Here is a 23,080-nt window from a genome sequence, read left to right on the forward strand (position 1 = left end):
CGGGTGTGGCCCACGCGGCCGACGCACCCGGCTCCGGCTCCGGCGCCCACCGGGTGAACACCGCTCCGGTGACCGAGACCGAGAGCTCGGCCTTCAGGACCTTCAACAGCCCGGGGAGCACCTCGATCCGGGCCCGGAACTCGACCGCCAGGCCGATGGCGGGCGGGGAGGCCGGCTCGGGCCGGACGATCTTCGCCTCCTCGACCGGCTTCTGCAACTACCCGTCGGGCACGGGTACGGGCAGCCAGGACACCCCGTTCTGCAAGGTGCAGGACGCGGTCGACGCGGCACAGTCCGGTGACACCGTCGACGTGGTCGGGTCGATGGGGTACTTCACCCAGGATCCGGTGACGGTGAAGACCTCCGGCATCTCGATCGTGGGCATCGGCAGCCAGGCGTGGATCTCGCCGGGCGGGAAGCCGGCGATCACGCTGGACGGCGTGAGCGACGTGACGATCAGCAACCTGATGCTGTCCTCGTTCGGGGCGCCGGCCGTGGTGGTGAAGGGGTCCAGCCGGGTCACGCTGGACTCCTCCTACGTGGACCTGAACCCCAATGTCCGCGGGGTCGACGCGATCACCGTCGACGGGGCGTCCGCCGATGTCACGGTGAGCCGGACGTACGTGGACGCGGGCTTCTGGTCCGCGGGCGCGAGCGGGATCTCGATCGCGGCCGGGGCCAGCCGGATCAGGCTGGCGAGCGATGTGTTCGCGGTCGCGGGCATCACCGCGACCGGGGTGAACGGGCTCGACGTGGTCGGCAACACCGCCCAGCGCGGTTGCAGCGCGGCGGTCGAGGTCAAGGGCGCCTCGTCCGGGGTGCACATCGAGAACAACCTGTTCGAGGACGCCAACCCGAACACGGACTACATGATGGGCGGCTTCAAGTCCAACTGCACGTCCGCCGGGCAGGCCTGGGCCCCGGACGTGGTGGTCTCGGCGGACTCGGCGGCCGGCACGGTGGCGGACTACAACGCCTTCTACGTCTACGACTCGGACGCCACCGCGCTGTACGGCTGGGCGGGCACGGCCTATCCGACGCTCGCCGGCTTCCGGGCCGGGAGCGGCCAGGGCGCCCATGACGCGATCGACACGGTGCAGGCGGGCGGGGTCTACTTCCGGCCCAACAAGTCGGCCAACGTGGACGCCCAGCCGAGGGCCGGGTCGGCGGTGATCGGTTCGGCCGATCCGAACGCGCCCGGCCGGCTGGCCTCGGACTTCTACGGCACCAGCCCGTACACCGGCCGGGGCGCGATCCAGCTCGCCAACCCGAACCCGGGCCTCGGGGTCTCCCTGAGCGGCAAGAACACCAGCGCGTACGGGATCTCGCTGACGGCGGGCGTGACCAGCGCGAGTGTCCCGCTGACCGTCAGCATCGCCTGGGGCGACGGCAGCACCGAGACGGCGAGCGGCAACGGCAACACCTCGGTGACCCGCTCGCACTCCTACGCCAAGCTGGGCAACTACACGGTCGCGGTCACGGTGAAGGACGACTCGGGCATCACGGTGTCCAACAGCGTCGCGGTGACCACGGCGGGTTCGGCCTACACGGCGTACGGACCGACCCGGCTGCTCGACACCCGGGACGGGACCGGCGCGGCCAAGCCGCAGCCGGTGCAGCCGTACTCCTCGGCCCGGGTGCGGATCGTCGGCAACGGCGGGATCCCGTCCGGGGTGACGGCGGTGGTGCTCAACGTGACCGTCACCGGCACCAGCAGCGGTGGGCACATCACGGCGTACGGGGAGGGCGACCCGCGGCCGAGCACGTCGAACGTGAACTTCACGGCCGGCCAGACGGTGCCGAACCTGGTGGTCGTGCCGGTCGGTGCCAACGGCTACGTCGACCTCTACAACGGTGGTTGGGGCGCGGTCGACCTGATCGCCGACATCACCGGGTACTTCACCCGGTCGGCGTCCAGCGGCTACACCCCGGTCCCGCCGGCCCGGCTCGTCGACACCCGCAACGGCACCGGCGCGGCCGCGGCCCAGGTGGCCGCGTACGACTCCGTCCCGGTGCAGATCTCCGGGCTGGGCGGTCTGCCCGGCTCCGGGGTCACCGCGGTGGCGCTGAACGTCACGGTGACCAACCCGCGCAGCGCCGGCCACCTCACCGTCTACCCGGACGGGCAGGCGACGCCGGTGGCGTCGAACGTGAACTACGGCGAGGGCCAGACCATCGCCAACTCGGTGATCGTGCCGGTCGGCCCGGACGGGAAGATCCGGGTCCACAACGGTGGTTGGGCGCCGACCGACGTGATCGTGGACGTGGTCGGCTACTACAGCCCGGCCGGGCGCAGCGCGTACCTGCCGATCGACCCGGAGCGGCTGCTGGACACCCGCGACGCGGCGAGCTGGGGCGACGGGCCGGTGGGCGGCCGTGGCTACGTCTACATGCCGCTGGCCGCGGGCCACCCGGACATCACCGGGTTCGTGTTCAACAGCACGGTGACCAACACGGCGGACTCGGGTCACCTCACCGTGTCGCCGGACCCGAACTCGCTGGCCGCCTACCAGGGCGGGTACGCGAGCTGGCCGGCGACGCCGTCGGTGTCCACGCTGAACTGGCGGGCGGGTGGGACGGTGCCGAACCTGGTGCAGGCGAACGCCGGCAGCAACGGCATCGTGGACTTCTGGAACGTCAGTGACGGCAACCTCGACCTGATCGTCGACATGTTCGGCTACTACCAGAACGACTGATCCACCGGCGGTCCTGATGGCCCGGGCCCCGGAGCGGCGATCCACGCCGCTCCGGGGCCCGGGCCGTTGTCGTGCGGTGGCCGGCCCGGATGGGCCGGGTGGTGGTCAGGGTGTCAGGACGACGGCGCCCCGGACGCCCGGGCGGGCGGCGTGCGCGTGGGCGGCGGCGACCTGGTCGAGCGGGAAGGCGGCGGCGATCCGGGTGGTGAGGCGGCCGTCCTCGGCGAGCTTGGTGAGCTCGCCGAGCTGGTGGCCGTCGGGGCGGACGTTCACCACGAGGACGCGGATGCCGCGCTCGGGCTCGGGGGCGGCCGGCGGGCGGACCGCGAGGAAGACGCCGTCGGCGCGGACGGCGGGCAGCAGGGCGGCGCCGGTCAGTGCGGTGTCGAGGACGGCGTCGACGCCGCCGGGGGCGAGCCGGTGGACGGTGGCGACGGCCTGGTCCCCGGCCTCGACGAACTCGGCGCCGAGGGAGGTGAGTTCCTCGCGGTCGGTGGCCCGGGCCACCGCGATGACCCGCAGGCCGCGGTAGCGGGCGAGCTGGGTGGCGAAGTGGCCGAGGCCGCCGGCGGCGCCGGTGATCAGGAGGGTGCGGCCGTCGCCCAGGTCGGCGAGGTCCAGTGCCTGCAGGGCGGTGAGGCCGTTCAGCGGGAGGGTGGCGGCCTCGGCGGCGGTCAGGCCGGCGGGGGCGGGGGCGACGGTGGCGGCGGGCAGCACGGCGAAGTCGCCGTGGGTGCCGTTGCGGGTGGCGAACCAGTGGGTCAGGCCGATCACCGGGTCGCCGACGCGGAGGTCCTCGACGCCTTCGCCGAGGGCGTCGACGACGCCGGCGGTGTCCCAGCCGAGGCGGTAGGAGGGCTGCTCGGGGAGGAGGGCGGCGAGGAAGCCGGCCCGGACGGCGAGGTCGGCCGGGTGGACGGCGAGGGCCTGGTTGCGGATCCGGACCTGGCCGGGGCCGGGCTCCGGCAGGTCGATCTCCGCGATCTCTGCGGTCTCCGGTCCGCCGAACGTCTTGACGAGGACTGCGCGCATGGCTGCGCTCCTTCTCCCTGGGTGGTTCGTGGTGACAGGTTCGAGGCTGTCACCGCCGCGCAGGGGTGAGGAGAGGAGCGTTCTGCCTGGGATCGGCGGTCCCGGGTTGGCGGCCGAGGGGGCCGGGACGTCAGAGCGTGACGGTGGCGCGGAAGACCTCGGCGCCGGGGCCGGCCAGGGCGGTGTCGGTGCCGGTGGCGGGCAGGAAGGCGGACTCGCCGCGGTCGAGGGCGAGGGTGCTGCCGTCGGCGGCGGTGAGGCGGGCGGTGCCGCGGGTGCAGAGCAGGATCTGCGGGGCGCGGCCCGGCAGCCGGCGGGTCTCGGCGTCCAGGGTGTAGCGGGACAGCCGGAACTCGTCGATCGGTACCGGGTAGTGGCGGGCGCCGTCGGGGCCGGGCTCGGGGTGCAGGACCTGGGGCCGGCCGGCCTGGAAGTCGACCACCCGCAGCAGCTCCGGGACGTCCACGTGCTTGGGGGTGAGGCCGCAGCGCAGGACGTTGTCGGAGTTGGCCATCAGTTCGACGCCGGTGCCGCGGAGGTAGGCGTGCGGGACGCCGGCGCCGAGGTAGAGGGCGTCGCCGGGCTGCAGGATCACGTGGTTGAGCAGCAGGGCGGCGATCAGGCCGGGGTCGCCGGGGTGGGTGCGGCCGGCGAAGGCGTAGCCGGCCATGGCGCCGGTGGGGTCGCCGGGAGCGGCGGCGGCCACGGCCGCGGCGACCTCGGTGACCAGGCGGCGGGCGCCTTCGCCGGTCATCGACAGCACGGTGGCCAGCACGCTGCTGAGGGCCTCGGACTCGGGCTTGCCGCGCAGGGTGTCGATCAGCGGGCCGAGTGCGGGGAGGTCGAGGGAGGCCATCAGGTCGGCCGCGTCGGCGGGGCTGCGGAAGCCGCAGAGGCCTTCGAACTCGCTGAGTGCGCAGATGAGTTCGGGCTTGTGGTTGGCGTCCTTGTAGTTCCGCTCCGGGGCGTCGAGCGGGATCCGCCGGGTCTCCTCGTCGGCGTAGCCGGCCCGGGCCTGGGCCAGGGTGGGGTGGGCCTGCATGGAGAGCGGGAGGCCGGCGGCCAGCACCTTGAGCAGGAACGGCAGGGTGGGGCCGAACTTGGCGGTGGCCTCGGCGCCGAGTTCGCGGACCGGGTCGGCGGAGATCACCTCGGCCAGCGAGCGCGGTCCGCGGCCCCGGTCGACCAGGGAGGGGGAGCCGGGGTGGGCGCCCATCCAGAGCTCGGCCTGCGGCTCGCCGGTGGGCTGCCGGCCGAGCAGTTCGGGGATGGCCGTGACGGACCCCCACGCGTAGGGGCGGACGGTGTTCCGGAGCCTGTCCATCGCGCTGTCCCTGATCCGTTCTCTACCGGGTGTCCGGTCCCTGGCTGGTCTGCCGGTGAGCGTCAGACTCTAGCCGAGGACGGCTACGGGCAGGCTGTCGGGCGGGTAACGGCGGCGGGTCGCCCGAGCACTCGCCCGGGCGCGCCTACCCGGCATTCCCGGGGGCTTCCTTCCAAGCTGGTAGCGCACGGGGCCGAGCCGGCCCGCCGCGCCGACCAGGGAGCAGAAGTGACGCCGTCGTCGCCCGAGGGGACCGCCGGAGCGGGCGGAGCGGACCGGGGACAGCCGCCGGTCCGGCCGCTGGAGGTCGAGGTGTTCACCGGTCCCGAGACGGCGTTCTTCGCCACCTCCAGCCTGATCATGGGCGAGCGGGCGGCGATCCTGGTGGACGCGCAGCTCACCCGCAGTGCGGGCCGCGAGCTGGCCGAGTGGGTCGCGGGCAAGAACCGGCAGCTGCTGGCGATCGTGGTCACCCACCAGCATCCGGACCACTACTTCGGGGCGGAGGAGGTGCTGCGGCTGTTCCCGGCCGCGCAGCTGCTGGCCGCCCCGTCGGTGGTGGCGGGGATCGCCCACACGGCCGCGGCGAAGGTCGCCCAGTGGAAGCCGGTCTTCGGCGCCGACATCCCGGACCAGCCGCTGCTGCCGGCCGCGCTGCTGCCGCAGCCGCTGATGATCGACCGGCAGCTGATCCGGGTGCTGCAGCTGGGGCAGGGGGACTGCGCGGACTCCACCGTGGTGCACATCCCCAGCATCGGGACGGTGCTCGCGGGAGACTTCGTCTACAACGGCACCCATGTCTGGACGGCCGACACCGACCTGCAGCAGCGGATCGAGTGGGGGCGCAACCTGGGGCGGATCGCCGATCTCGGGGTGTACCGGGTGATCGCCGGGCACCGGGCGCCGGGGGCGGACGACGACGCGGCGCGGGTGCTCCGGTTCACCGGGGACTACCTGCGGGACTTCGACCTGGCGCTGGCGGCGCACCCGCACGATCCGGAGGCGCTGGCCGCGGCGGTGAACGAGCGCTACGGCGGGCTGACCCTGCCGGCCATCCTGGAGCTGGGCGCGGCGGCGGCGACCGCGCCCCGGACGGCCGAACTGCGGCGGGTGGAACCGCACGAGCACGAGGCCGAGCACGGCGCGATCATCGACGCGGAGATCGTGGAGGACCCGGAGGACTGAGCCCCGGGGCCCGGCGGCCGGGCGGGGATACTGGCGGCATGGCGGCGTACGACGCGGTGGTGCTGGCCGGGGGCGCGGCGGCCCGGCTCGGCGGGGTGGACAAGCCGGGGCTGGTGGTCGGCGGGCGGACCTTGCTGGAGCGGGTGGTGGCGGTCTGCGCGGGCGCCGGCCGCACGGTGGTGGTGGGCCCGGCCCGGGAGCTCGGGGGCGTGCTCTGGGCGCGGGAGGACCCGCCGGGCGGCGGGCCGGTCGCGGCGCTGGCCGCGGGCCTGGGCCTGGTGGCCGCCGAGCGGGTCCTGGTGCTCGCCGCCGACCTGCCCTTCCTCGAGCGCCGCACGCTGGAGCGGCTGCTCGCCGCGCTGGACGACCCGGAGCTGGACGCGGCACTGCTGGTGGACGCCGACGGCCGGGACCAGCCGCTGACCGCGGCCTACCGGACCGCCGCCCTGCGGGCCGCCCTGGCGGGCCTGGGCGCTCCGGCGGGGCAGTCGCTGCGCCGTCTGCTCGCTCTGCTGCGCACCGCCCGGTTGGCGGACCGGGACGCGGTGGCGTTCGACTGCGACACCTGGCGGGAGCTGGCGCTGGCCAGACGGCGGGCGTCCGCACAGCCGGCGGCGGGGGCCGGTGAGCAGACCGAACCCTGATGGTCACCCTCCGAGGTGCCGCACCGGCGCCGGGATCGGGCAGCATGGGGAGCATGGAGCGCACGCTGGATGACTGGATCGCCGCGGTCGGCACCGAGCTGGGCATCGACCTGGAGGTCGATGTGCCGGGACTGCTCGACCTGGCCAGGGTGGTCGCGCACGGGGTCGCCCGCCCGGCCGCCCCGCTGACCGCCTTCCTGGTCGGCTACGCCGCCGCGCAGCAGGGCGGCGGTGCGCAGGCGGTGGCGGCGGCCGGGGCGCGGGCGGCCGCGCTGGCCGAGCGCTGGGTGGCGGAGCAGCAGCCGTGACGGCCCTGACGGACCAGGGCCGGGAGGCGGTGGCGGGTGCGCCGGTCCTGCGGGACTGCGCGTGGCCCCGGGCCCGCCGGGCGGCGCTGCTGGCGGGCGGGCGGCCGCTGGCCGTCCGGGTGGTCGAGCTGGCGGCGGCGCTCGGGCACACGCTGGCCGAGCCGCTGGCGGCGCTCACCGACCTGCCGGCCTTCGACACCTCGGCGATGGACGGCTGGGCGGTGGCCGGGCCGGGTCCGTGGCGGGAGGCGGGCCGGGTGCTGGCCGGGCAGCCGGCCGAGCCGCTGGCGGACGGCGCGGCCGTGGTGATCGCCACCGGTGCGCAGCTGCCGCCGGGGGCGACCGGGGTGCTGCGGCGCGAGCACGGGCGGGTCGAGCGGGGGCTGCTGCGCGGCCCGGCGCTGGTGCCGGGCCAGGACGTCCGGCCGCGGGGGCAGGAGTGCCGGCGGGGCGAGGAGCTGCTGCCGGCCGGCCGGGTGGTCACGCCGGCGGTGCTGGGGCTGGCCGCGGCCGCGGGCCACGACCGGCTGCCGGTGCACCGCAGGCCGACGGTGGAGCTGCTGGTGCTCGGGGACGAGCTGTTGGACGCCGGGCTGCCGCGGCCCGGTCTGGTCCGGGACGCGCTGGGGCCGCTGCTGCCGCCGTGGCTGGCGGCGGCGGGGGCGGAGCTGATCGCCCGGCGGCATGTGCGGGACGACTTCGGGCTGCTGCGGGACGCGGTGCTGCGCTCGCCCGCCGATCTGGTGGTGACCACCGGGGGTACGGCCGCCGGGCCGGTGGACTTCCTGCATCCGGCGCTGGCCGCGGCCGGGGCACGGCTGCTGGTGGACGGGGTGGCGGTGCGGCCCGGGCACCCGATGCTGCTGGCCGAGCTGCCGGGCGGGCGGCACCTGGTGGGTCTGCCGGGCAATCCGCTGGCGGCGGTGGCGGGTGCGGTGACCTTGGCCCTGCCGCTGCTGGCGGCGTTGAGCGGCCGGCCGGCGCCGGCGCACCGGATCGAGCCGGTGGCGGCGGCGCTGCCGGGTCACCCGTCGGACACCCGGCTGCTGCCGGTGGTGCGGACCGAGCGCGGGGTGGCGCCGCTGGCCTTCGACGGGCCGGCGATGCTGCGTGGACTGGCGCTGGCCGAGGCGTTGGCGGTGGTGCCGCCGGGCGGTCTGCCGGCGGGTGACCGGGTGGAGCTGCTGGAGGTGCCGTGAGCCGCCGGGGGCGGGTGGGCCCGGCGGCGGGCCCGGTCAGCCCCGGGCGGGTCGGATCACCACCACCCGGTCGGTGAGCTGCAGGGTGGCGGCCTCGGGGTCGGTGTAGTTCAGTACCCGGCGGCCGCGGATCACGGCGACCACCAGGTCGGTGCACTCGCGCGGGCCGTGGCCGGCTTCGGCGCGGGTGACCGGGCGCTCCAGGACGTCCAGCCCGGTGCCGTAGGTCAGCAGGTCCTCCATCACCGAGCCGGTGTGCGGGCTGAGCGTCGACATGCCGAGCAGCCGGCCGGCCGAGCTGGAGCTGGTGACCACGACGTCGGCGCCGCTCTGCCGCAGCAGCGGGGCGTTCTCGTCCTCCCGGACGGCGGCGACCACGGTGGCGCCCTTGTTGAGCTGCCGGGCGGTCAGGGTGATCAGGGCCGCGGTGTCGTCGCGTTCCGGCGCGACCACGATCCGGGAGGCGCGGGGGAGTTCGGCGCGCAGCAGGGTCTCGGTGCGGGTGGCGTCGCCGACCACGCCGGCGAGGCCGTCCAGGGAGGCCTGTTCGACGACCTTGCGCTGGGGGTCGACCACCACGATCGCGTCCTTCGGCACGCCTTGGCCGAGCAGGGCGCCGACGGCGCTGCGGCCCTTGGTGCCGTACCCGATCACGACGGTGTGCTCGCGCACGGTGGACCTCCAGCGTTCGATCCGCCACTGGTGGCGGGTCCGTTCGGTGAGCACTTCCAGGGTGGTGCCGACCAGGATGATCAGGAAGACCACCCGCAGTGGTGTGATCACCAGGATGTTGATCAGGCGGGCGGTGTCGCTGACCGGGGTGATGTCGCCGTAGCCGGTGGTGGAGAGGGTGACGGTGGCGTAGTAGGCGGCGTCGAGCAGGTCGAGCGAGCCGTCCGAGTTGTCGTTGTACCCGGCGCGGTCGAGCCAGACCACGAGGGTGGTGACGGCGAGGACGGCGAGGGCCATCAGCAGCCGCCGGGCGACCTGGCGCATGGGTGGGGTCGGGGTGCGGGCGGGCAGCAGGATGCGGTGGGCCGGGTCGCTGTCCGGGCTCTGGCCGCGCTGCGCGGGTGGCCCGGGCGGTGCGGTCCGGCGGCGCGGCTCGGTCCCGGGGTCGGTGTTCGGCACAGGGCAAGCATGGGGTGCGGCGGGCCGCGGGCCGTCGCGGTGTGCGGAGTGTCGCGGCCGACGGCCGGTCATCGGCGGGCGGGCCGACCGGACGTGAGGGGGCGTGCGCGCGTAGCGTGGCGCCATGCGAGCCATCACGATTGCCCATGCCGGTGGACCCGAGGTGCTGACCTGGGAGCAGGTGCCGGATCCGGTGCCGGCCGCCGGGGAGGTCCTGGTCGAGGTCGCGGCGAGTGCCGTCAACCGTGCCGACCTGTTGCAGCGTCAGGGGTTCTACGAGCCGCCGGCGGGGAGTTCGCCGTATCCGGGGCTGGAGTGCTCGGGGCGGATCGTCGCGCTCGGCCCGGGGGTGTCCGGCTGGGGCGTCGGTGACGAGGTGTGCGCGCTGCTGTCCGGCGGCGGGTACGCCGAGCTGGTGGCGGTGCCGGTCGGGCAGTTGCTGCCGGTGCCGCAGGGGGTGGGCCTGGTGGAGGCGGCGGCGCTGCCCGAGGTGGCGGCGACGGTCTGGTCGAACGTCTTCATGGTCGCCCACCTGCGGCCGGCCGAGACGGTGCTGATCCACGGCGGGGCCAGCGGGATCGGCACGATGGCGATCCAGCTGGCGAAGGCGGTCGGCGCCCGGGTGGCGGTGACGGCGGGCAGCGCGCACAAGCTGGAGCGCTGCGCGGAGCTGGGCGCGGACATCGGGATCGACTACCGCGAGCAGGACTTCGTCGAGGCGCTGCGGGAGGCCACCGGCGGGGCCGGGGCGGATGTGGTGCTGGACATCATGGGGGCGAAGTACCTGCAGCGGAACGTGGACGCGCTGGCGGTCAACGGCCGGCTGGTGATCATCGGTCTGCAGGGCGGGGTGAAGGGGGAGCTCGACCTCGGCAGCCTGCTGCGCAAGCGGGGGGCGGTGGCGGCGACCAATCTGCGGGGCCGGCCTCTGGAGGAGAAGGCGGCGATCGTGGCGGCGGTGCGGGAGCACGTGTGGCCGCTGCTCGCGGCGAAGGTGGTGCGGCCGGTGGTGGACCGGGTGCTGCCGATCGAGCAGGCCGGCGCGGCGCACCGGGTGCTGGAGGCGGGTGAGCAGGTGGGCAAGGTGGTGCTGCGGGTGGGCTGAGCGCCCGAAATGCCCTGATTGTCCGAATGTGTGAGGCTGGTCCGGAGCTGTCCGCCGCCGATCGCGCCGAGCGCGGTCGGCCGTCGGAAGGACCTGCTTCCCATGGCTGCACTTCCGTATGCGCTCTCACCGTTCTGTTCCGCCCTTCCCGGCGCGCTGCGCCGTGCTGCCGTGCTGGCCGGCACCGGGCTGGCTCTGCCGGTGCTGCTGGCGGGCCCGGCGCTGGCCGCCGCCGCCGTACCGGTCGCCGCGCCGGCCGTGGCGTCGGAGGCGGGTCGCAGCGGCGAGCAGCTCTCCGGGCAGCTCCAGGAGCAGCTGACGGCGGCGTTGCAGCCGGCCGGACCGCCGGTCGTCGTCGCGGACCAGGCCGACCCGGTGGCCGCGGACGATCCGGGGGCCGCGGACGCACCGGCGCCGGAGCAGGAGCCGTGCCCGCCCTCGACCGGGCCGGTCCGCTCCACGCCGCTGCCCTCGTCCGGCCCGGGGAGCCCGGCCGCGAGTCCGAGTGCGGCGCCGCCCGGCCCCGCACCGACCCCGCCGCCCGTGCAGGCCCCGTCGGCCGCGCCGGTGGTGGTGAGCAAGCCGTCGGTACCGCCCGGGTGGCCCTCCCCGTCCGCCGCCGCGGCCACGCCCGAGCAGGCCGCGCCGCCCCCCGCGGACCCGCCGTCCTGGCACCACCACCACGCTCCGGCGCCGGCGTACGGCCCGGTGGACCCGTGGCTGGACCTGCCGTCGGACCCGCCGTCGGTCGACCCGGCCCCCGAGCCTTCCCCCGGCACGGCCGGCGGATCCCTCCGGGCACCCGGGACGGCGCCGGGCGGCAGCGGCAGCGGCACGGGTACGGGGGCCGGCCCGGCCCCGACGGCGCCCGCCGCCGGGGAGGAGGCGCCGCCGACCCCCGACGGCCCGACCGTGCAGGCGGCCGGCCCGGTGGCGACCCCGGCGCTGCAGTACCAGGCCCAGCCGGCGGCCCCCGGGCGGTCCGCCGACCCCGCAGGCCTGCAGTTCCCGCTCGGTGCGGGGCTGGCGCTGATCGGCTGCGGGCTGGCGCTGATCGGCCTGCGGGTGCGCCGGGGCTGACCGGCGGCGCGGGCCGCCGCAGCGGGCCGCGTCAACAGGGGCGCCGAGCCGCCGGATTGGCGGCGCCCGGGACCGGACGGACGGCCTGGTGTGGGACGATCGGGTCGCTGTCGGTCGGTGTCCGAAGCAGTGCGCGGGCCCGGGCGGGGGAGCCCGACGGCGGGGCGGTCGCGAACAGGCGGCGGCCCCGGTTCGTTGACCAGCTCGATGAACGAAGCATATGAAGGAGCTATGACCAATCCGATGAACGAACGGCCGCAGGAGCCCTACCAGGCGTCGGAGCCGTACCAGGCGTCGGGCGGGCAGCCGGAGGACGGCCCCAAGGTGCTGATCGTCGGGCCGGACGGGATGCCGATCGGCGCCGTGCCGGGCTCCGGCTTCGGCCGTGGCGCCGGGAACGACTCGGGGGAGCCGCGCGAACTGCCGGTGACCGAGATGGTCGAGCAGCCCGCCAAGGTCATGCGGATCGGCAGCATGATCAAGCAGCTGCTGGAGGAGGTCCGGGTCGCGCCGCTGGACGAGGCCAGCCGGGTCCGGCTGAAGGAGATCCACGCCAGCTCGATCAAGGAGCTGGAGCTGGGCCTGGCGCCCGAGCTGGTCGAGGAGCTGGAGCGGCTGTCGCTCCCGTTCACCGACGACGCGATCCCCACCGAGGCCGAGCTGCGGATCGCCCAGGCCCAGCTGGTGGGCTGGCTGGAAGGCCTGTTCCACGGGATCCAGACGGCGCTGTTCGCCCAGCAGATGGCGGCCCGGGCGCAGCTGGAGCAGATGCGGCGCGCCCTGCCGCCCGGCCTGAACGGCGGCGAGTCCGAGCCGGAGGAGCCGGCCCCCGGCCGCGGGATCCGTTCGGGGCCGTACCTCTAGGCGGCGGCCGGCGCGGCCGGGGCCCTTTCTCTGCAGGGCTGTCCCGGCTCTGTAGCAGCTCGGACACGTTCCCGCCCCTGCACCCGATCACGTCGGCGTGAGCCGATACCCTGGCCCCTGCCGTCGGACCTGACCGATGGCGGGGGTCGGGCGGCCACGGTCGGCCGGCCGGTGCATCCGGACCAGACCATAAGGCTGCGGCCCCGCCGCGCCGAGGGGGAAGCAGGGACCATGAGCGAGGACGCCAACCCGGTCGGGGGCCACTCCCTGGGCAACGGCCGCTATGTGATCCAGCGCCTGCTCGGCCAGGGCGGCATGGCCTCCGTCCATCTCGCGCACGACACGGTGCTGGACCGGCTGGTCGCCGTGAAGACCCTGAACATCGAACTCGGCGGCCAGGCCGCGTTCAAGGAGCGCTTCCGCCGTGAGGCGCAGGCCGTGGCGCGGCTCCAGCACACCAACATCGTCTCGGTCTTCGACAGCGGTGAGGACGTCTCCCCGGAGGGGTTGGCCACGCCGTACATCGTGATGGAGTACGTCGAGGGGCTGGCCCTGCGCGACGTGCTCAACGAGTCGATCGCCCAGCACGGCGCGATGCCGACCGCGCAGGCGCTGAAGATCACCGCCTCGGTGCTGTCGGCGCTGGAGGCCTCGCACGACCAGGGCCTGGTGCACCGCGACATCAAGCCCGGCAACGTGATGGTCAGTTCCAAGGGCGTCGTCAAGGTGATGGACTTCGGCATCGCCCGGGCGTTGCAGTCCGGCGTGACCTCGATGACCCAGACCGGCATGGTGGTCGGCACCCCGCAGTACCTCTCGCCCGAGCAGGCGCTCGGCAAGAGCGTGGACGCCCGGGCGGACCTCTACTCGGTGGGCTGCATGCTCTTCGAGCTGCTCACCGGGCAGCTCCCGTTCGACGGCGACACCGCCTTCACCATCGCGTACAAGCACGTGCAGGAGCCGCCGCCGGCGCCGTCCAGCGTCAACAGCTCGGTGACCGCGGCGGTGGACGCGCTGGTGGCGCGGGCGCTGCGCAAGGACCCGGCGCACCGGTTCCCGACCGCGGAGGCGATGCGCGAGGAGGTCGAGCGGGTCGCCGGCGCGGACAAGGCCGGTGGCGTGCCGCTGCAGGCGAGCACCCCGCTGGTGATCAGCGAGGGCCCGCGCTCGGTGCACGCGGCGCCGTCGATGACCAACTTCCCGCAGGTCGGCGGCGACATCCGGACCCCGACGCCGCAGGTCCAGCAGCACTACCAGCCGGCCCCGCCGACCCCGTCGCCGTACCAGGCCCCGCAGACCCCGCCGCCGTTCCCGCAGGCCCCGCAGACGCCGCAGCCCTTCCAGCAGCAGGCGCAGACCCCGCCGCCGTTCCCGCAGCCGCAGTACCAGCAGCCGTACCAGACCCCGCACCCCTTCCCGCAGCAGGCGCACACGCCGGTGCCGGGGCCGATCGGCCCCGGTCCGTACGGGCCGGGGCAGGTCAAGCCGAACAACGGCTGCTCGACCGCGCTGATCGTGGTGGGGGTGATCGTCGGCGTGATCGTGCTCGCGGTGGTGATCGTGGCGATCGCCGCGGCCCAGGCCGAGAAGGACAAGAACAACGGCAACTCCTACGGGGCCCCGCGCCCGGCGGTGGTGCTGGATCTCGGCGCCGTGCGCGGCGACCGAATCTGACCGGGGGCCGAGGCCGCCGGACACCGGGCGCCCGCGTGAAGCGGTAGCGTGCACAGGGACGGAACCGACAGGGCGACTGCGCACCGAGCGACGGCCCGGGGCGAGGAGCGATGGCAGAGACAGAGCAGCCGGGCGAGGGCGGGCCGGAGCAGCACGCCGGAGCCCGGAAGACCCCGCAGAGCCCGGAGTCGACCGCCGAGACCGCCATGATGTCGGTGCCCGGGGGAACGCCGTCGCGGGGCACCGCGGCTCCGCTGGGCACGGTCGGCGACGGCCGGTACCGGCTGACCGGCAAACTCGGCCGGGGCGGGATGGCCGAGGTCTTCGCGGCGCAGGACGTGCGGCTCGGCCGCACGGTCGCGGTCAAGCTGCTGCGCGGCGAGCTGGCCCAGGACGAGGTGGCCCGGCTGCGGTTCACCCGCGAGGCTCACGCCGTCGCCGCGCTCAACCACCACTCGATCGTCGCGGTCTACGACACCGGCGAGGAGCAGCACGGGCTCGGCCCGGAGGCGGGCGAGGAGACCACGCCCTACATCGTGATGGAGCTGGTCGAGGGCCGGACCGTCCGCGAGCTGCTGGTCGACGAGGAGGCGCCGCCGGTCGACCAGGCGCTGATCATCATCGCCGGGGTGCTGGAGGCACTCGCCTACAGCCACCGCCACGGCATCGTGCACCGGGACATCAAGCCCGCCAACGTGATCATCACGACCGGTGGCGCGGTCAAGGTGATGGACTTCGGCATCGCCCGCGCGCTGACCGGTGCGGCGAGCACCATGACCCAGACCGGCATGGTGATGGGCACCCCGCAGTACCTCTCGCCGGAGCAGGCGCTGGGCAAGGCGGTGGACCACCGCTCCGACCTGTACGCGGCCGGCTGCATGCTCTACGAACTGCTCGCGCTGCGGCCCCCGTTCGTCGGGGAGACCCCGCTCGCGGTGGTCTACCAGCACGTCCAGGACATCCCGGTGCCGCCCTCGCAGGTCAACCGGCGGGTGCCGCCCGAGCTGGACGACCTGGTGCTGCGCTCACTGGCCAAGAACCCGGACGACCGCTTCCAGAGCGCGGACGAGTTCCGCGCCCATGTGCAGCACGCGCTGCGGCAGTTGCACGGTGCGGCGGGCGCCGGCTACCCGGGCGCGGCCGCGGGTGCCGCCGCGGCCGCCGGGCTGGCCGCGGCCGCGTCCGGGAACTCCGGCCACTACCAGGGCTTCGACGGACCGCCCAGCGGCGGCACCGCGATGACCGCGCCGCTGGGCCAGGTCGGCCCCGGTTCGGGTACCGGCCCGACCGAGGCGCTGCCCTACCAGGTGACCTCGCCGTACCAGACGCCCTCGCAGCCCTACCCGGCGGCGGGCGGCCCCGGTGGCGGCGGTCCCGGCTACGACGGCGGCGGGGACGACGAGGGGTCGCAGCGCCGGCGCAACCCGTGGGGCTGGGTGCTGGGCGTGGTGGCGGTGCTGCTCGCGGCGGCCATCGGTACCGCGCTGGCGCTCAGCGGTGGCCAGAAGCACGACGACAACCCGGTGGTGACGCCGCAGCCTTCGGTCAACACCGGGCAGATCACGCCGGAACCGAGCAGCGGGCTGCCGTCGCCGTCGGCGGTCAGGAGCCAGACCAACACCAACACCAACACCCGCCAGCCGGAGTCGCCGATCAGCACGCCGTCGACCTCGCCGAGCCCGAGCCGCTCCACCTCGCACTCGCCCTCGCCGTCGGCGAGCGCGTCGAAGTCGGGGAGCGCCTCGGCCTCGGCCTCGACGTCGCCCTCGGGGTCGTCCAAGCCGTCCACTTCGGCCAGCTCAGGGACACCCACCGCGAGCGGCGAGTAACCGATCCGCGCCGACGGCCCCCGCCCTGCCCGGGCGGGGGCCGTCGGCGTACCCGGCTCAGTTGGTGAAGGCGTCCAGCACCTGTTCGTACTCCTCGCACCACCAGGCGAGTTGGCCGGCCGAGGCGGCGAACAGCGGGTCGGCGCGGTGGTCGCCGCGCTGGTAGTGCCACTGCAGCATCCAGAGGTCGTTGAGCCGCTCCCACCAGACCCGGTGCACGGCGGCGGCCAGCTGGCGGGCCCCGGCGGCGCCGGAGTCCCGGTAGCCGCGGGCGTAGTACCGGACCCGGGAGAGGTCCAGCACGCCGGTGGTCCGGTCGTTGAAGATCAGGGTGGCCGCGCGGACGGCCTCCTCGGCGGTCGGGTGCAGGCCGAGCTTGTCCCAGTCGAGCACCGCGACCACCCGGCCGCGGCGGTGGAGCAGGTTGAGGCCGTGGAAGTCGCCGTGGGTCCAGCCGGTCGGCGGGGCGGCGGTCGGTGCGGGCCGCAGGTGCTGGTGGGCGGCGAGCAACTCGGCCCGTTCCAGCAGCCGTTGCTCGGCCAGGTCGTCGAAGGGCGCACGCGGCTCCTGGCGGCGGGCGCGGCGGAGCAGTTCGGCGATCAGGAGGCCGGTCTCGATCGGGTCGGCCGTGAGCCGGCCGGGAGGCTGCCGGACGGGGGCGCACACCTTCGCGAGCGCGCCGTGCAGCCGGCCGAGCAGCGCGCCCAGGTCGGCGCACTGCTGCTGGTCCAGCTCGGTGCCGTGCCGGTGCACCCCGGAGACCCACGGGAAGAGGGCGAAGAACCGGCCGCCGTGCGCGGTCACCGTGCGGCCGTCCTGGGCCGCCAGCGGCGGGGCCACCGGCAGGCCGAGGCGGTGCAGGGCGAGGGTCGCGTGGTGCTGGGCGGTGATCGCGGGCCGGCTCGCGGTGGCCTGGTCCACGTAGCACTTGAGGAAGTAGGTGCCGGCCTCGGTGGTCACCCGGTAGCCGCGGTTGAGCAGCCCCTCGGCGACCGGCTTCACCCGCAGCGCGGGCGCCGTGCGGTACTCCCGCAGCACTCCGCTCACCGCGGTGTGCGCGACCGGGGGGCTGAGGGTGCCGACGGGCGGGGCGGTGGGATCGGGGCGGGCCGGTGCACCCGCTATCGGCCGGCCGGACGCCCGGGTGTCGCCGGGGAGCGAGGGGCGGGGCAGGAAGAGCGGCGCGAGCAGCGCCGATGCCGGGTCCGACGGGGCCGAGGGGTGCGGTTGTGCGGTCACGGGCCGAGCGTAATGCCTGGCGCAATCGGTACTTGACAGACAGTCAGGGATGTGATTAGAGGCGGTCAGTTCTGCTGATCGGCCTGGTGGCGGGCCACAAAGGCCGCCGCCTGCGTGCGGCGCTCCATCCCCATCTTGGCGAGCAGGCTGGAGACGTAGTTCTTCACCGTCTTCTCCGCCAGGTGAAGTTCACCGCCGATCTGCCGGTTGGTCATCCCCTCGCCGATCAGGTCGAGAATTCGCCTTTCCTGCTTGGTCAGTTGGGCGAGTCGCTCGTCCTCCTCCCGGCCGCCGCCGGAGCGCAGCCGCTCCAGCACCCGGCTGGTGGCCACCGGGTCGAGCAGCGACTTGCCGGCCGCCACGTCGCGGACGGCGGACAGCAGATCGGTGCCGCGGATCGCCTTCAGGACGTAGCCCGAGGCGCCCGCCATGATCGAGTCGAACAGCGCCTCGTCGTCGGAGAAGGAGGTGAGCATCAGACACCTGATCGCGGGATCGTGCGAGCGCACCTCCCGGCAGACCTCCACGCCGTTGCCGTCCGGCAGGCGGACGTCGAGCACCGCGACGTCGGGCCGGACGGCCGGGATCCGGGCCAGCGCCTCGGCCGCGGTGCCGGCCTCCCCGACCACCTCGATGTCGTCCTCCATGGACAGCAGGTCATGGACGCCCCGGCGGACGATCTCATGATCATCAAGGAGGAATACTCTGATTCGTCCGTTTTCGCTCACGCCCAAAGCCTCCCATATCACCCTGGCAAAGTCCTCTGAGCGGGTCGGCCGGCCGGACGGGGTGCCCGGGGGCGGAGACCGAATCGATTCCCGTTACCCCCTTACGCCGAGCGCCCTGCCCGGATAGCGTGCGCTGGTGTCCTGACGGCACCGCCGAAGAGAGCTGCGCCACACCCGTTGCTCTCGGGGAGTGAAGAACTAGGACGTCCTAGCGCAAGCGCGCCAAGGGGCGGCGCTGGGTAACGTTCTCGCAGAAGGGACGCCGTCGGAAAAGGATCACCACCTGCCGAGCACCCGGCGCGCACACCCAAGCGCGCCCCGCGAGGCGGTGACCGGACCGGTCACCGGCGACCCCGGGCGGCCGGACAGACCGAGGAGTGAACGTGACCGTCAAAAGCACGGCGAGGGCGCGCAAGAAGGCCGCCCCCGGCGTCCCTGACAACCTCCGCACGGGTACGGACGCCCCGGCGGAGCTCGTACAGCTGCTGACGCCGGAGGGCGACCGGGTCGAGCACCCGGAGTTTCCGCTGGTGACGACCCCGGAGGAGATCCGGGCGCTCTACCGTGACCTGGTGCTGGTCCGGCGCTTCGACGCCGAGGCCACCTCGCTCCAGCGCCAGGGCGAGCTGGGTCTGTGGGCCTCGCTGCTCGGCCAGGAGGCCGCCCAGGTCGGCTCGGGCCGGGCGATGCGCCCGGGCGACTACGCCTTCCCGACCTACCGGGAGCACGGCGTGGCCTGGTGCCGGGACGTGGACCCGCTGAACCTGCTGGGCATGTTCCGCGGCGTGAACCACGGCGGGTGGGACCCGAACGAGAAGAACTTCCACCTCTACACCATCGTGATCGGCTCGCAGACCCTGCACGCCACCGGGTACGCGATGGGCATCACCAAGGACGGCGCGGACGACGCGGTGATCGCGTACTTCGGCGACGGCGCCTCCAGCCAGGGCGACGTCAACGAGGCCTTCACCTTCGCCTCGGTCTACAACGCGCCGGTGGTCTTCTTCTGCCAGAACAACCAGTGGGCGATCTCCGAGCCCACCACCAACCAGACCAAGATCCCGCTGTACCGCCGGGCCTCCGGCTTCGGCTTCCCGGGTGTCCGGGTGGACGGCAACGACGTGCTGGCCTGCCTCGCGGTGACCCGCTGGGCGCTGGACCACGCGCGCAGCGGCAACGGTCCGGTGCTGGTCGAGGCGTTCACCTACCGGATGGGCGCGCACACCACCTCCGACGATCCGACCCGCTACCGGCTCACCGAGGAGACCGAGTCCTGGAAGGCCAAGGACCCGATCCTGCGCCTGCGGGCCCACCTGGACAAGGAGGGCCTGGCCGACGAGGCGTTCTTCGCCGAGGTCGAGGCCCAGAGCGAGCAGCTGGGCCTGCGGGTGCGCGAGGGCGTGCGCAGCATGCCGGACCCGGACCCGACCCTGATCTTCGACCACGTGTATGCCGAGCCGCACACACTGGTGGACGAGGAACGGGCCGAGTACGAGGCGTACGCGGCCTCCTTCGAGGGCGGGGAGAACCTCTGATGGCAGGTCAGCTCAACATCGCCAAGGCGCTCAACGAGGCGCTGCGCAAGTCGCTGGAGAACGACCCGAAGACCCTGCTCATGGGCGAGGACATCGGCAAGCTCGGCGGCGTCTTCCGGATCACCGACGGCCTGCAGAAGGACTTCGGCGAGGACCGGGTGATCGACACCCCGCTCGCCGAGTCCGGCATCGTGGGCACCGCGATCGGCCTCGCGCTGCGCGGCTACCGCCCGGTGGTGGAGATCCAGTTCGACGGCTTCGTCTACCCGGCCTTCGACCAGATCGTCACCCAGCTGGCGAAGATGCACGCCCGCGCGCTCGGCCACGTCAAGATGCCGGTCACCATCCGGATCCCCTACGGCGGCGGCATCGGCGCGGTCGAGCACCACAGCGAGTCGCACGAGGCCTACTTCGCGCACACCGCCGGCCTGCGGGTGGTCAGCCCGTCGAACCCGAACGACGCGCACTGGATGCTCCGGCAGGCCATCGAGTCGGACGACCCGGTGATCTTCCTGGAGCCGAAGCGGCGCTACTGGGACAAGGGCGAGGTCCAGGACGAGGCCGAACTGCCGCTGCACTCGGCGCGGATCGTCCGGCCGGGCACCGACGCGACGCTGATCGCGTACGGGCCGATGGTCAAGGTCTGCCAGGAGGCCGCCGCGGCGGCCGAGGAGGACGGCCGCAAGCTGGAGGTGGTCGACCTGCGCTCGCTCTCGCCGATCGACTTCGCCACCGTCGAGGCCTCGGTCAAGCGGACCGGCCGCGGCATCGTGGTGCACGAGGCGCCGGTCTTCCTGGGCCTGGGCGCCGAGCTGGCCGCCCGGCTCACCGAGAGCTGCTTCTACCACCTGGAGGCCCCGATCCTGCGGGTCGGCGGCTACCACGCCCCGTACCCGCCGTCGCGGGTCGAGGAGACCTACCTGCCGGACCTGGACCGGGTGCTGGACGCCGTCGACCGCGCCCTGGCGTTCTGAGAGGAGCGAGAGCCGTGACCACCGAAGTTCGCTCGCTCCGCGAGTTCAAGATGCCGGACGTCGGCGAGGGCCTGACCGAGGCCGAGATCCTCACCTGGTTCGTCAAGCCCGGTGACACCGTGACGGACGGCCAGGTCGTCTGCGAGGTGGAGACCGCGAAGGCGGCGGTCGAGCTGCCGATCCCGTTCACCGGGACGGTCGAGCAGCTGTTCTTCCCGGAGGGGTCGACGGTCGACGTCGGCACCGCGATCATCTCGGTGGCGGTCGCGGGTGCGGCCGGCGCCGAGCCGGCCGCCGCCCCGGTGGCGGCCGCCGCGGTCGAGGCCGAGGCCGTGCCGGAGCGCCGCGAGGTGCTGGTCGGGTACGGTCCGCGCACCGGCGGGACCCAGCGCCGGGCCAAGCGGACCACCGCCGCCGCCCCGGCGGCCCCGGTCGTACCGGTCGCCCCCGCCGCTCCCCTCGCCCCGGCGCCGGTCGCGGTGCCGGTGCTGCCGGCCCAGGCCCAGCCGGTCGAGGGTGACCGCCCGCTGGCCAAGCCGCCGGTCCGCAAGCTGGCCAAGGACCTCGGCATCGACCTGCGCAGCATCGTGGCGACCGGCCCGGGCGGGGTGATCACCCGTGAGGACGTGCACGCCGCCGTCCTGCCGGTGGCCGAGCCGGCCGAGGCCCCGGCCGCCGCGGCGCAGCCGCAGCCCCAGCCGCAGCCGGTGGCCGTCCCGACCGGCACCGGTGATGTCCGGATCCCGGTCAAGGGGGTCCGCAAGGCCACCGCGGCCGCGATGGTCTCCTCGGCCTTCACCGCTCCGCACGTGACCGAGTTCGTCCAGGTCGACGTGACCCGGACGATGAAGCTGGTGCGCAAGCTCAAGGAGAGCGGCGACCTGGGCCAGGGCGTGCGGGTGAGCCCGCTGCTGCTGGTCGCCAAGGCGCTGCTGACGGCGGTGCGCCGCTACCCGGAGGTCAACGCCAGCTGGGACGAGGCGGCCCAGGAGATCGTGCTCAAGGGCCAGGTCAACCTGGGGATCGCCGCCGCCACCCCGCGCGGGCTGATCGTGCCGAACATCAAGGACGCCGGCTCCCAGACGCTCCCGCAACTGGCGGTCTCGCTCGGCGAGTTGATCGACACCGCGCGGCAGGGGAAGACCTCCCCGGCGGACATGCAGGGCGGCTCGATCACCATCACCAACGTCGGCGTCTTCGGCGTCGACACCGGCACCCCGATCCTCAACCCCGGCGAGGCGGCCATCCTCGCCTTCGGCGCGGTCCGGGATCTGCCGTGGGTGCACAAGGGCAAGGTGGTGCCGCGCAAGGTCACCACGCTGGCGCTCTCCTTCGACCACCGGCTGGTCGACGGCGAGCTCGGCTCACGGGTGCTCGCGGACGTCGCCGCGATCCTGGAGCAGCCGAAGCGCCTGATCACCTGGGGCTGACCGCACGGTCGCACCGACGGGCCCCGCTCCTCCCCCCGGAGGAGCGGGGCCCGTCCGCGTCGGGCGCCGGGTCAGCGCTTGGCCTGGCGGCGCGCCAGGTACAGCACCCCGAGCCCGACCGCCAGGCAGCCGGCGGCGGAGGCGAACAGGAAGCCGGTCGGCGCGGACGGGCCGGTGGCGGCCAGCTCGGTGGCGGAGGTGGCCGCCGACGGCGTACCGGCCGGCGTGGACGGGCCGGAGGTCAGGGCGATCGGGGCGGCCTTGGTCGGCGCCGCCGTCGGGCTCTGGGCGGGGGTGGTCGGGGCGGCGGTGGTCGGGGTGGCGGTCGGCTTCGGCGCCGGCGGGGTGGGGTGCTTCACGTCCAGGTCGAGCCGGTTGAGCTTGCCCTCCGCGGTACGGCCGGAGTAGATCTGGATCCCGGTCTGGTCGAGGGGTGCGCCGGCGGACAGGCCGACCCGGAACAGGAACCGGTGCGCGTGGCCGTCGGCCAGCGGCTCGGCGAGGGCCGTGGTGTCGGACCAGATGACCGGGTCGCAGCCGGTGTGCAGCTTCAGCGGCGTCCACCGGCCCTTCGCCATCACCTCCACCGAGAGCTCGTCGATCGTGAGCATGGTGCCGATCCCGTGGCCGCCGGCCTGCTCGTCGTAGAGCGCGAAGGAGGGGGCGGCCCGGTCGATCGCCGCGCCGCTGAAGTTCGCCTCCTCGACGCCGATCTCGACCTTCGGCCCGCCGGCGGTGATGGCGGTGGGGGTCGGGGCGATGAAGCCGCTGACCGTCTCGCCCGAGACCGGGCCGGGGCTCTGGGGGGCGGTGGCGGACGCGGCGTCGGCGGGCTCGTCGCCGCAGGCGTACGCGGCGTTGGCCCCGACGGTCAGCGGCAGGCCGACGCCGATGGTGAGGGCGGCGACGGCGGTGGCGGAGGTGCGGACAATTCGGGAGATAACGGGCGTACGCATGACAGAGGTCCCCCATGGGCGGTGAACTGACGGTGAGTCGGACGGGGCGGGTCGGTCGTCGGCGCCCGGCCCTTGTCGCTGGTCCCGCTCTCCGTGCCCTTCACTGTGATGGACGTGCATCCCCGCCGGGGGTTGCAGGTGGTTCCG

General features: G+C 74.5%; 17 protein-coding genes and 2 pseudogenes. 13 read left to right on the forward strand and 6 right to left on the reverse strand.

Annotated elements, in window-relative coordinates:
- Positions 1-68 precede the first annotated feature (68 nt).
- Positions 69-2,696, forward strand: a complete 2,628-nt coding sequence (locus tag AB0K43_RS07080; RefSeq protein ID WP_363636638.1) for a PKD domain-containing protein — start codon at positions 69-71, stop codon at positions 2,694-2,696.
- 105 nt (positions 2,697-2,801) lie between these two features.
- Here AB0K43_RS07080 and AB0K43_RS07085 read toward each other — a convergent pair whose 3' ends face one another.
- Both AB0K43_RS07085 and manA read right to left on the reverse strand, forming a co-directional pair.
- On the reverse strand, positions 2,802-3,728 hold the full coding sequence (locus AB0K43_RS07085) for an NADP-dependent oxidoreductase (protein ID WP_363636640.1): 927 nt from the start codon (positions 3,726-3,728) through the stop codon (positions 2,802-2,804).
- A gap of 130 nt (positions 3,729-3,858) precedes the next feature.
- Positions 3,859-5,052 (reverse strand): mannose-6-phosphate isomerase, class I, encoded by a 1,194-nt coding sequence (gene manA / locus AB0K43_RS07090; RefSeq protein ID WP_363636642.1) that lies wholly within the window; start codon positions 5,050-5,052, stop codon positions 3,859-3,861.
- Positions 5,053-5,364: 312 nt separating this feature from the next.
- Here manA and AB0K43_RS07095 point away from each other — a divergent pair, with 312 nt between their 5' ends.
- The 4 genes and pseudogenes from AB0K43_RS07095 to AB0K43_RS07110 all read left to right on the forward strand — a co-directional run bounded on the left by AB0K43_RS07095 (position 5,365) and on the right by AB0K43_RS07110 (position 8,388).
- Entirely contained in the window at positions 5,365-6,237 is an 873-nt protein-coding gene (locus AB0K43_RS07095; protein ID WP_363636644.1) for an MBL fold metallo-hydrolase, read from the forward strand.
- 38 nt (positions 6,238-6,275) lie between these two features.
- Positions 6,276-6,833: pseudogene (locus AB0K43_RS07100) on the forward strand (NTP transferase domain-containing protein); the annotation flags it as partial.
- Positions 6,834-6,946: 113 nt separating this feature from the next.
- A pseudogene (locus AB0K43_RS07105) lies at positions 6,947-7,189 on the forward strand (DUF6457 domain-containing protein); the annotation flags it as partial.
- 86 nt (positions 7,190-7,275) lie between these two features.
- Positions 7,276-8,388: a molybdopterin molybdotransferase MoeA gene (locus AB0K43_RS07110; protein ID WP_363636751.1), complete on the forward strand. Its 1,113-nt coding sequence runs from the start codon at positions 7,276-7,278 to the stop codon at positions 8,386-8,388.
- A gap of 36 nt (positions 8,389-8,424) precedes the next feature.
- On the opposite strand, the gene AB0K43_RS07115 is transcribed toward AB0K43_RS07110, so the two are convergent.
- On the reverse strand, positions 8,425-9,519 hold the full coding sequence (locus AB0K43_RS07115; RefSeq protein WP_363636646.1) for a potassium channel family protein: 1,095 nt from the start codon (positions 9,517-9,519) through the stop codon (positions 8,425-8,427).
- A 124-nt stretch (positions 9,520-9,643) separates the two neighbouring features.
- On the opposite strand from AB0K43_RS07115, the gene AB0K43_RS07120 reads away from it, so the two are divergent.
- The 5 genes from AB0K43_RS07120 to AB0K43_RS07140 all read left to right on the forward strand — a co-directional run bounded on the left by AB0K43_RS07120 (position 9,644) and on the right by AB0K43_RS07140 (position 16,071).
- On the forward strand, positions 9,644-10,624 hold the full coding sequence (locus AB0K43_RS07120; RefSeq protein ID WP_363636648.1) for an NAD(P)H-quinone oxidoreductase: 981 nt from the start codon (positions 9,644-9,646) through the stop codon (positions 10,622-10,624).
- Between the two features lie 102 nt (positions 10,625-10,726).
- Positions 10,727-11,704: a hypothetical protein gene (locus tag AB0K43_RS07125; protein ID WP_363636650.1), complete on the forward strand. Its 978-nt coding sequence runs from the start codon at positions 10,727-10,729 to the stop codon at positions 11,702-11,704.
- Between the two features lie 231 nt (positions 11,705-11,935).
- Complete coding sequence (locus AB0K43_RS07130) at positions 11,936-12,568, forward strand: bacterial proteasome activator family protein (protein WP_363636652.1); 633 nt, start codon at positions 11,936-11,938, stop codon at positions 12,566-12,568.
- Between the two features lie 231 nt (positions 12,569-12,799).
- The gene (locus AB0K43_RS07135) at positions 12,800-14,242 is read left to right on the forward strand and encodes a protein kinase (RefSeq protein ID WP_363636654.1); all 1,443 of its coding nucleotides are present in this window, start codon (positions 12,800-12,802) and stop codon (positions 14,240-14,242) included.
- Between the two features lie 206 nt (positions 14,243-14,448).
- A complete protein-coding gene (locus AB0K43_RS07140; RefSeq protein ID WP_363636753.1) occupies positions 14,449-16,071 on the forward strand; it encodes a protein kinase in 1,623 nt (540 codons plus the stop codon).
- A gap of 57 nt (positions 16,072-16,128) precedes the next feature.
- Here AB0K43_RS07140 and AB0K43_RS07145 read toward each other — a convergent pair whose 3' ends face one another.
- Positions 16,129-17,310, reverse strand: a complete 1,182-nt coding sequence (locus AB0K43_RS07145; protein WP_363636656.1) for a phosphotransferase — start codon at positions 17,308-17,310, stop codon at positions 16,129-16,131.
- 65 nt (positions 17,311-17,375) lie between these two features.
- Positions 17,376-18,038, reverse strand: coding sequence for a response regulator transcription factor (locus tag AB0K43_RS07150; RefSeq protein ID WP_363636658.1), 663 nt, complete (start codon positions 18,036-18,038; stop codon positions 17,376-17,378).
- Between the two features lie 377 nt (positions 18,039-18,415).
- Between AB0K43_RS07150 and pdhA the strand changes: the two genes are divergently transcribed.
- Genes pdhA through AB0K43_RS07165 form a run of 3 tightly spaced genes read left to right on the forward strand, consistent with a single transcriptional unit; the run spans position 18,416 to position 21,977 of the window.
- Positions 18,416-19,573, forward strand: coding sequence for a pyruvate dehydrogenase (acetyl-transferring) E1 component subunit alpha (gene pdhA / locus AB0K43_RS07155; RefSeq protein ID WP_363636660.1), 1,158 nt, complete (start codon positions 18,416-18,418; stop codon positions 19,571-19,573).
- Positions 19,570-20,547, forward strand: coding sequence for an alpha-ketoacid dehydrogenase subunit beta (locus tag AB0K43_RS07160; RefSeq protein ID WP_363636755.1), 978 nt, complete (start codon positions 19,570-19,572; stop codon positions 20,545-20,547). The genes pdhA and AB0K43_RS07160 overlap by 4 nt, the downstream gene beginning before the upstream one ends.
- Before the next feature lie 14 nt (positions 20,548-20,561).
- Positions 20,562-21,977: a dihydrolipoamide acetyltransferase family protein gene (locus tag AB0K43_RS07165; protein WP_363636662.1), complete on the forward strand. Its 1,416-nt coding sequence runs from the start codon at positions 20,562-20,564 to the stop codon at positions 21,975-21,977.
- A gap of 71 nt (positions 21,978-22,048) precedes the next feature.
- Here AB0K43_RS07165 and AB0K43_RS07170 read toward each other — a convergent pair whose 3' ends face one another.
- On the reverse strand, positions 22,049-22,933 hold the full coding sequence (locus AB0K43_RS07170; protein WP_363636664.1) for a hypothetical protein: 885 nt from the start codon (positions 22,931-22,933) through the stop codon (positions 22,049-22,051).
- Between the last annotated feature and the right edge of the window lie 147 nt (positions 22,934-23,080).

Origin of the sequence: Kitasatospora sp. NPDC049258, from assembly GCF_040678895.1 — a bacterium.
Classification (GTDB): Bacteria; Actinomycetota; Actinomycetes; order Streptomycetales; family Streptomycetaceae; genus Kitasatospora.

What these genes read in the sequence shown, in the direction of transcription:
- AB0K43_RS07170 (WP_363636664.1), bottom strand. Translation starts at nt 22,933, where the DNA reads ATGCGTACGCCCGTTATCTCCCGAATTGTCCGCACCTCCGCCACCGCC.
- AB0K43_RS07130 (WP_363636652.1), top strand. Translation starts at nt 11,936, where the DNA reads ATGACCAATCCGATGAACGAACGGCCGCAGGAGCCCTACCAGGCGTCG.
- AB0K43_RS07085 (WP_363636640.1), bottom strand. Translation starts at nt 3,728, where the DNA reads ATGCGCGCAGTCCTCGTCAAGACGTTCGGCGGACCGGAGACCGCAGAG.
- AB0K43_RS07125 (WP_363636650.1), top strand. Translation starts at nt 10,727, where the DNA reads ATGGCTGCACTTCCGTATGCGCTCTCACCGTTCTGTTCCGCCCTTCCC.
- AB0K43_RS07135 (WP_363636654.1), top strand. Translation starts at nt 12,800, where the DNA reads ATGAGCGAGGACGCCAACCCGGTCGGGGGCCACTCCCTGGGCAACGGC.
- manA (WP_363636642.1), bottom strand. Translation starts at nt 5,052, where the DNA reads ATGGACAGGCTCCGGAACACCGTCCGCCCCTACGCGTGGGGGTCCGTC.
- AB0K43_RS07140 (WP_363636753.1), top strand. Translation starts at nt 14,449, where the DNA reads ATGATGTCGGTGCCCGGGGGAACGCCGTCGCGGGGCACCGCGGCTCCG.
- AB0K43_RS07120 (WP_363636648.1), top strand. Translation starts at nt 9,644, where the DNA reads ATGCGAGCCATCACGATTGCCCATGCCGGTGGACCCGAGGTGCTGACC.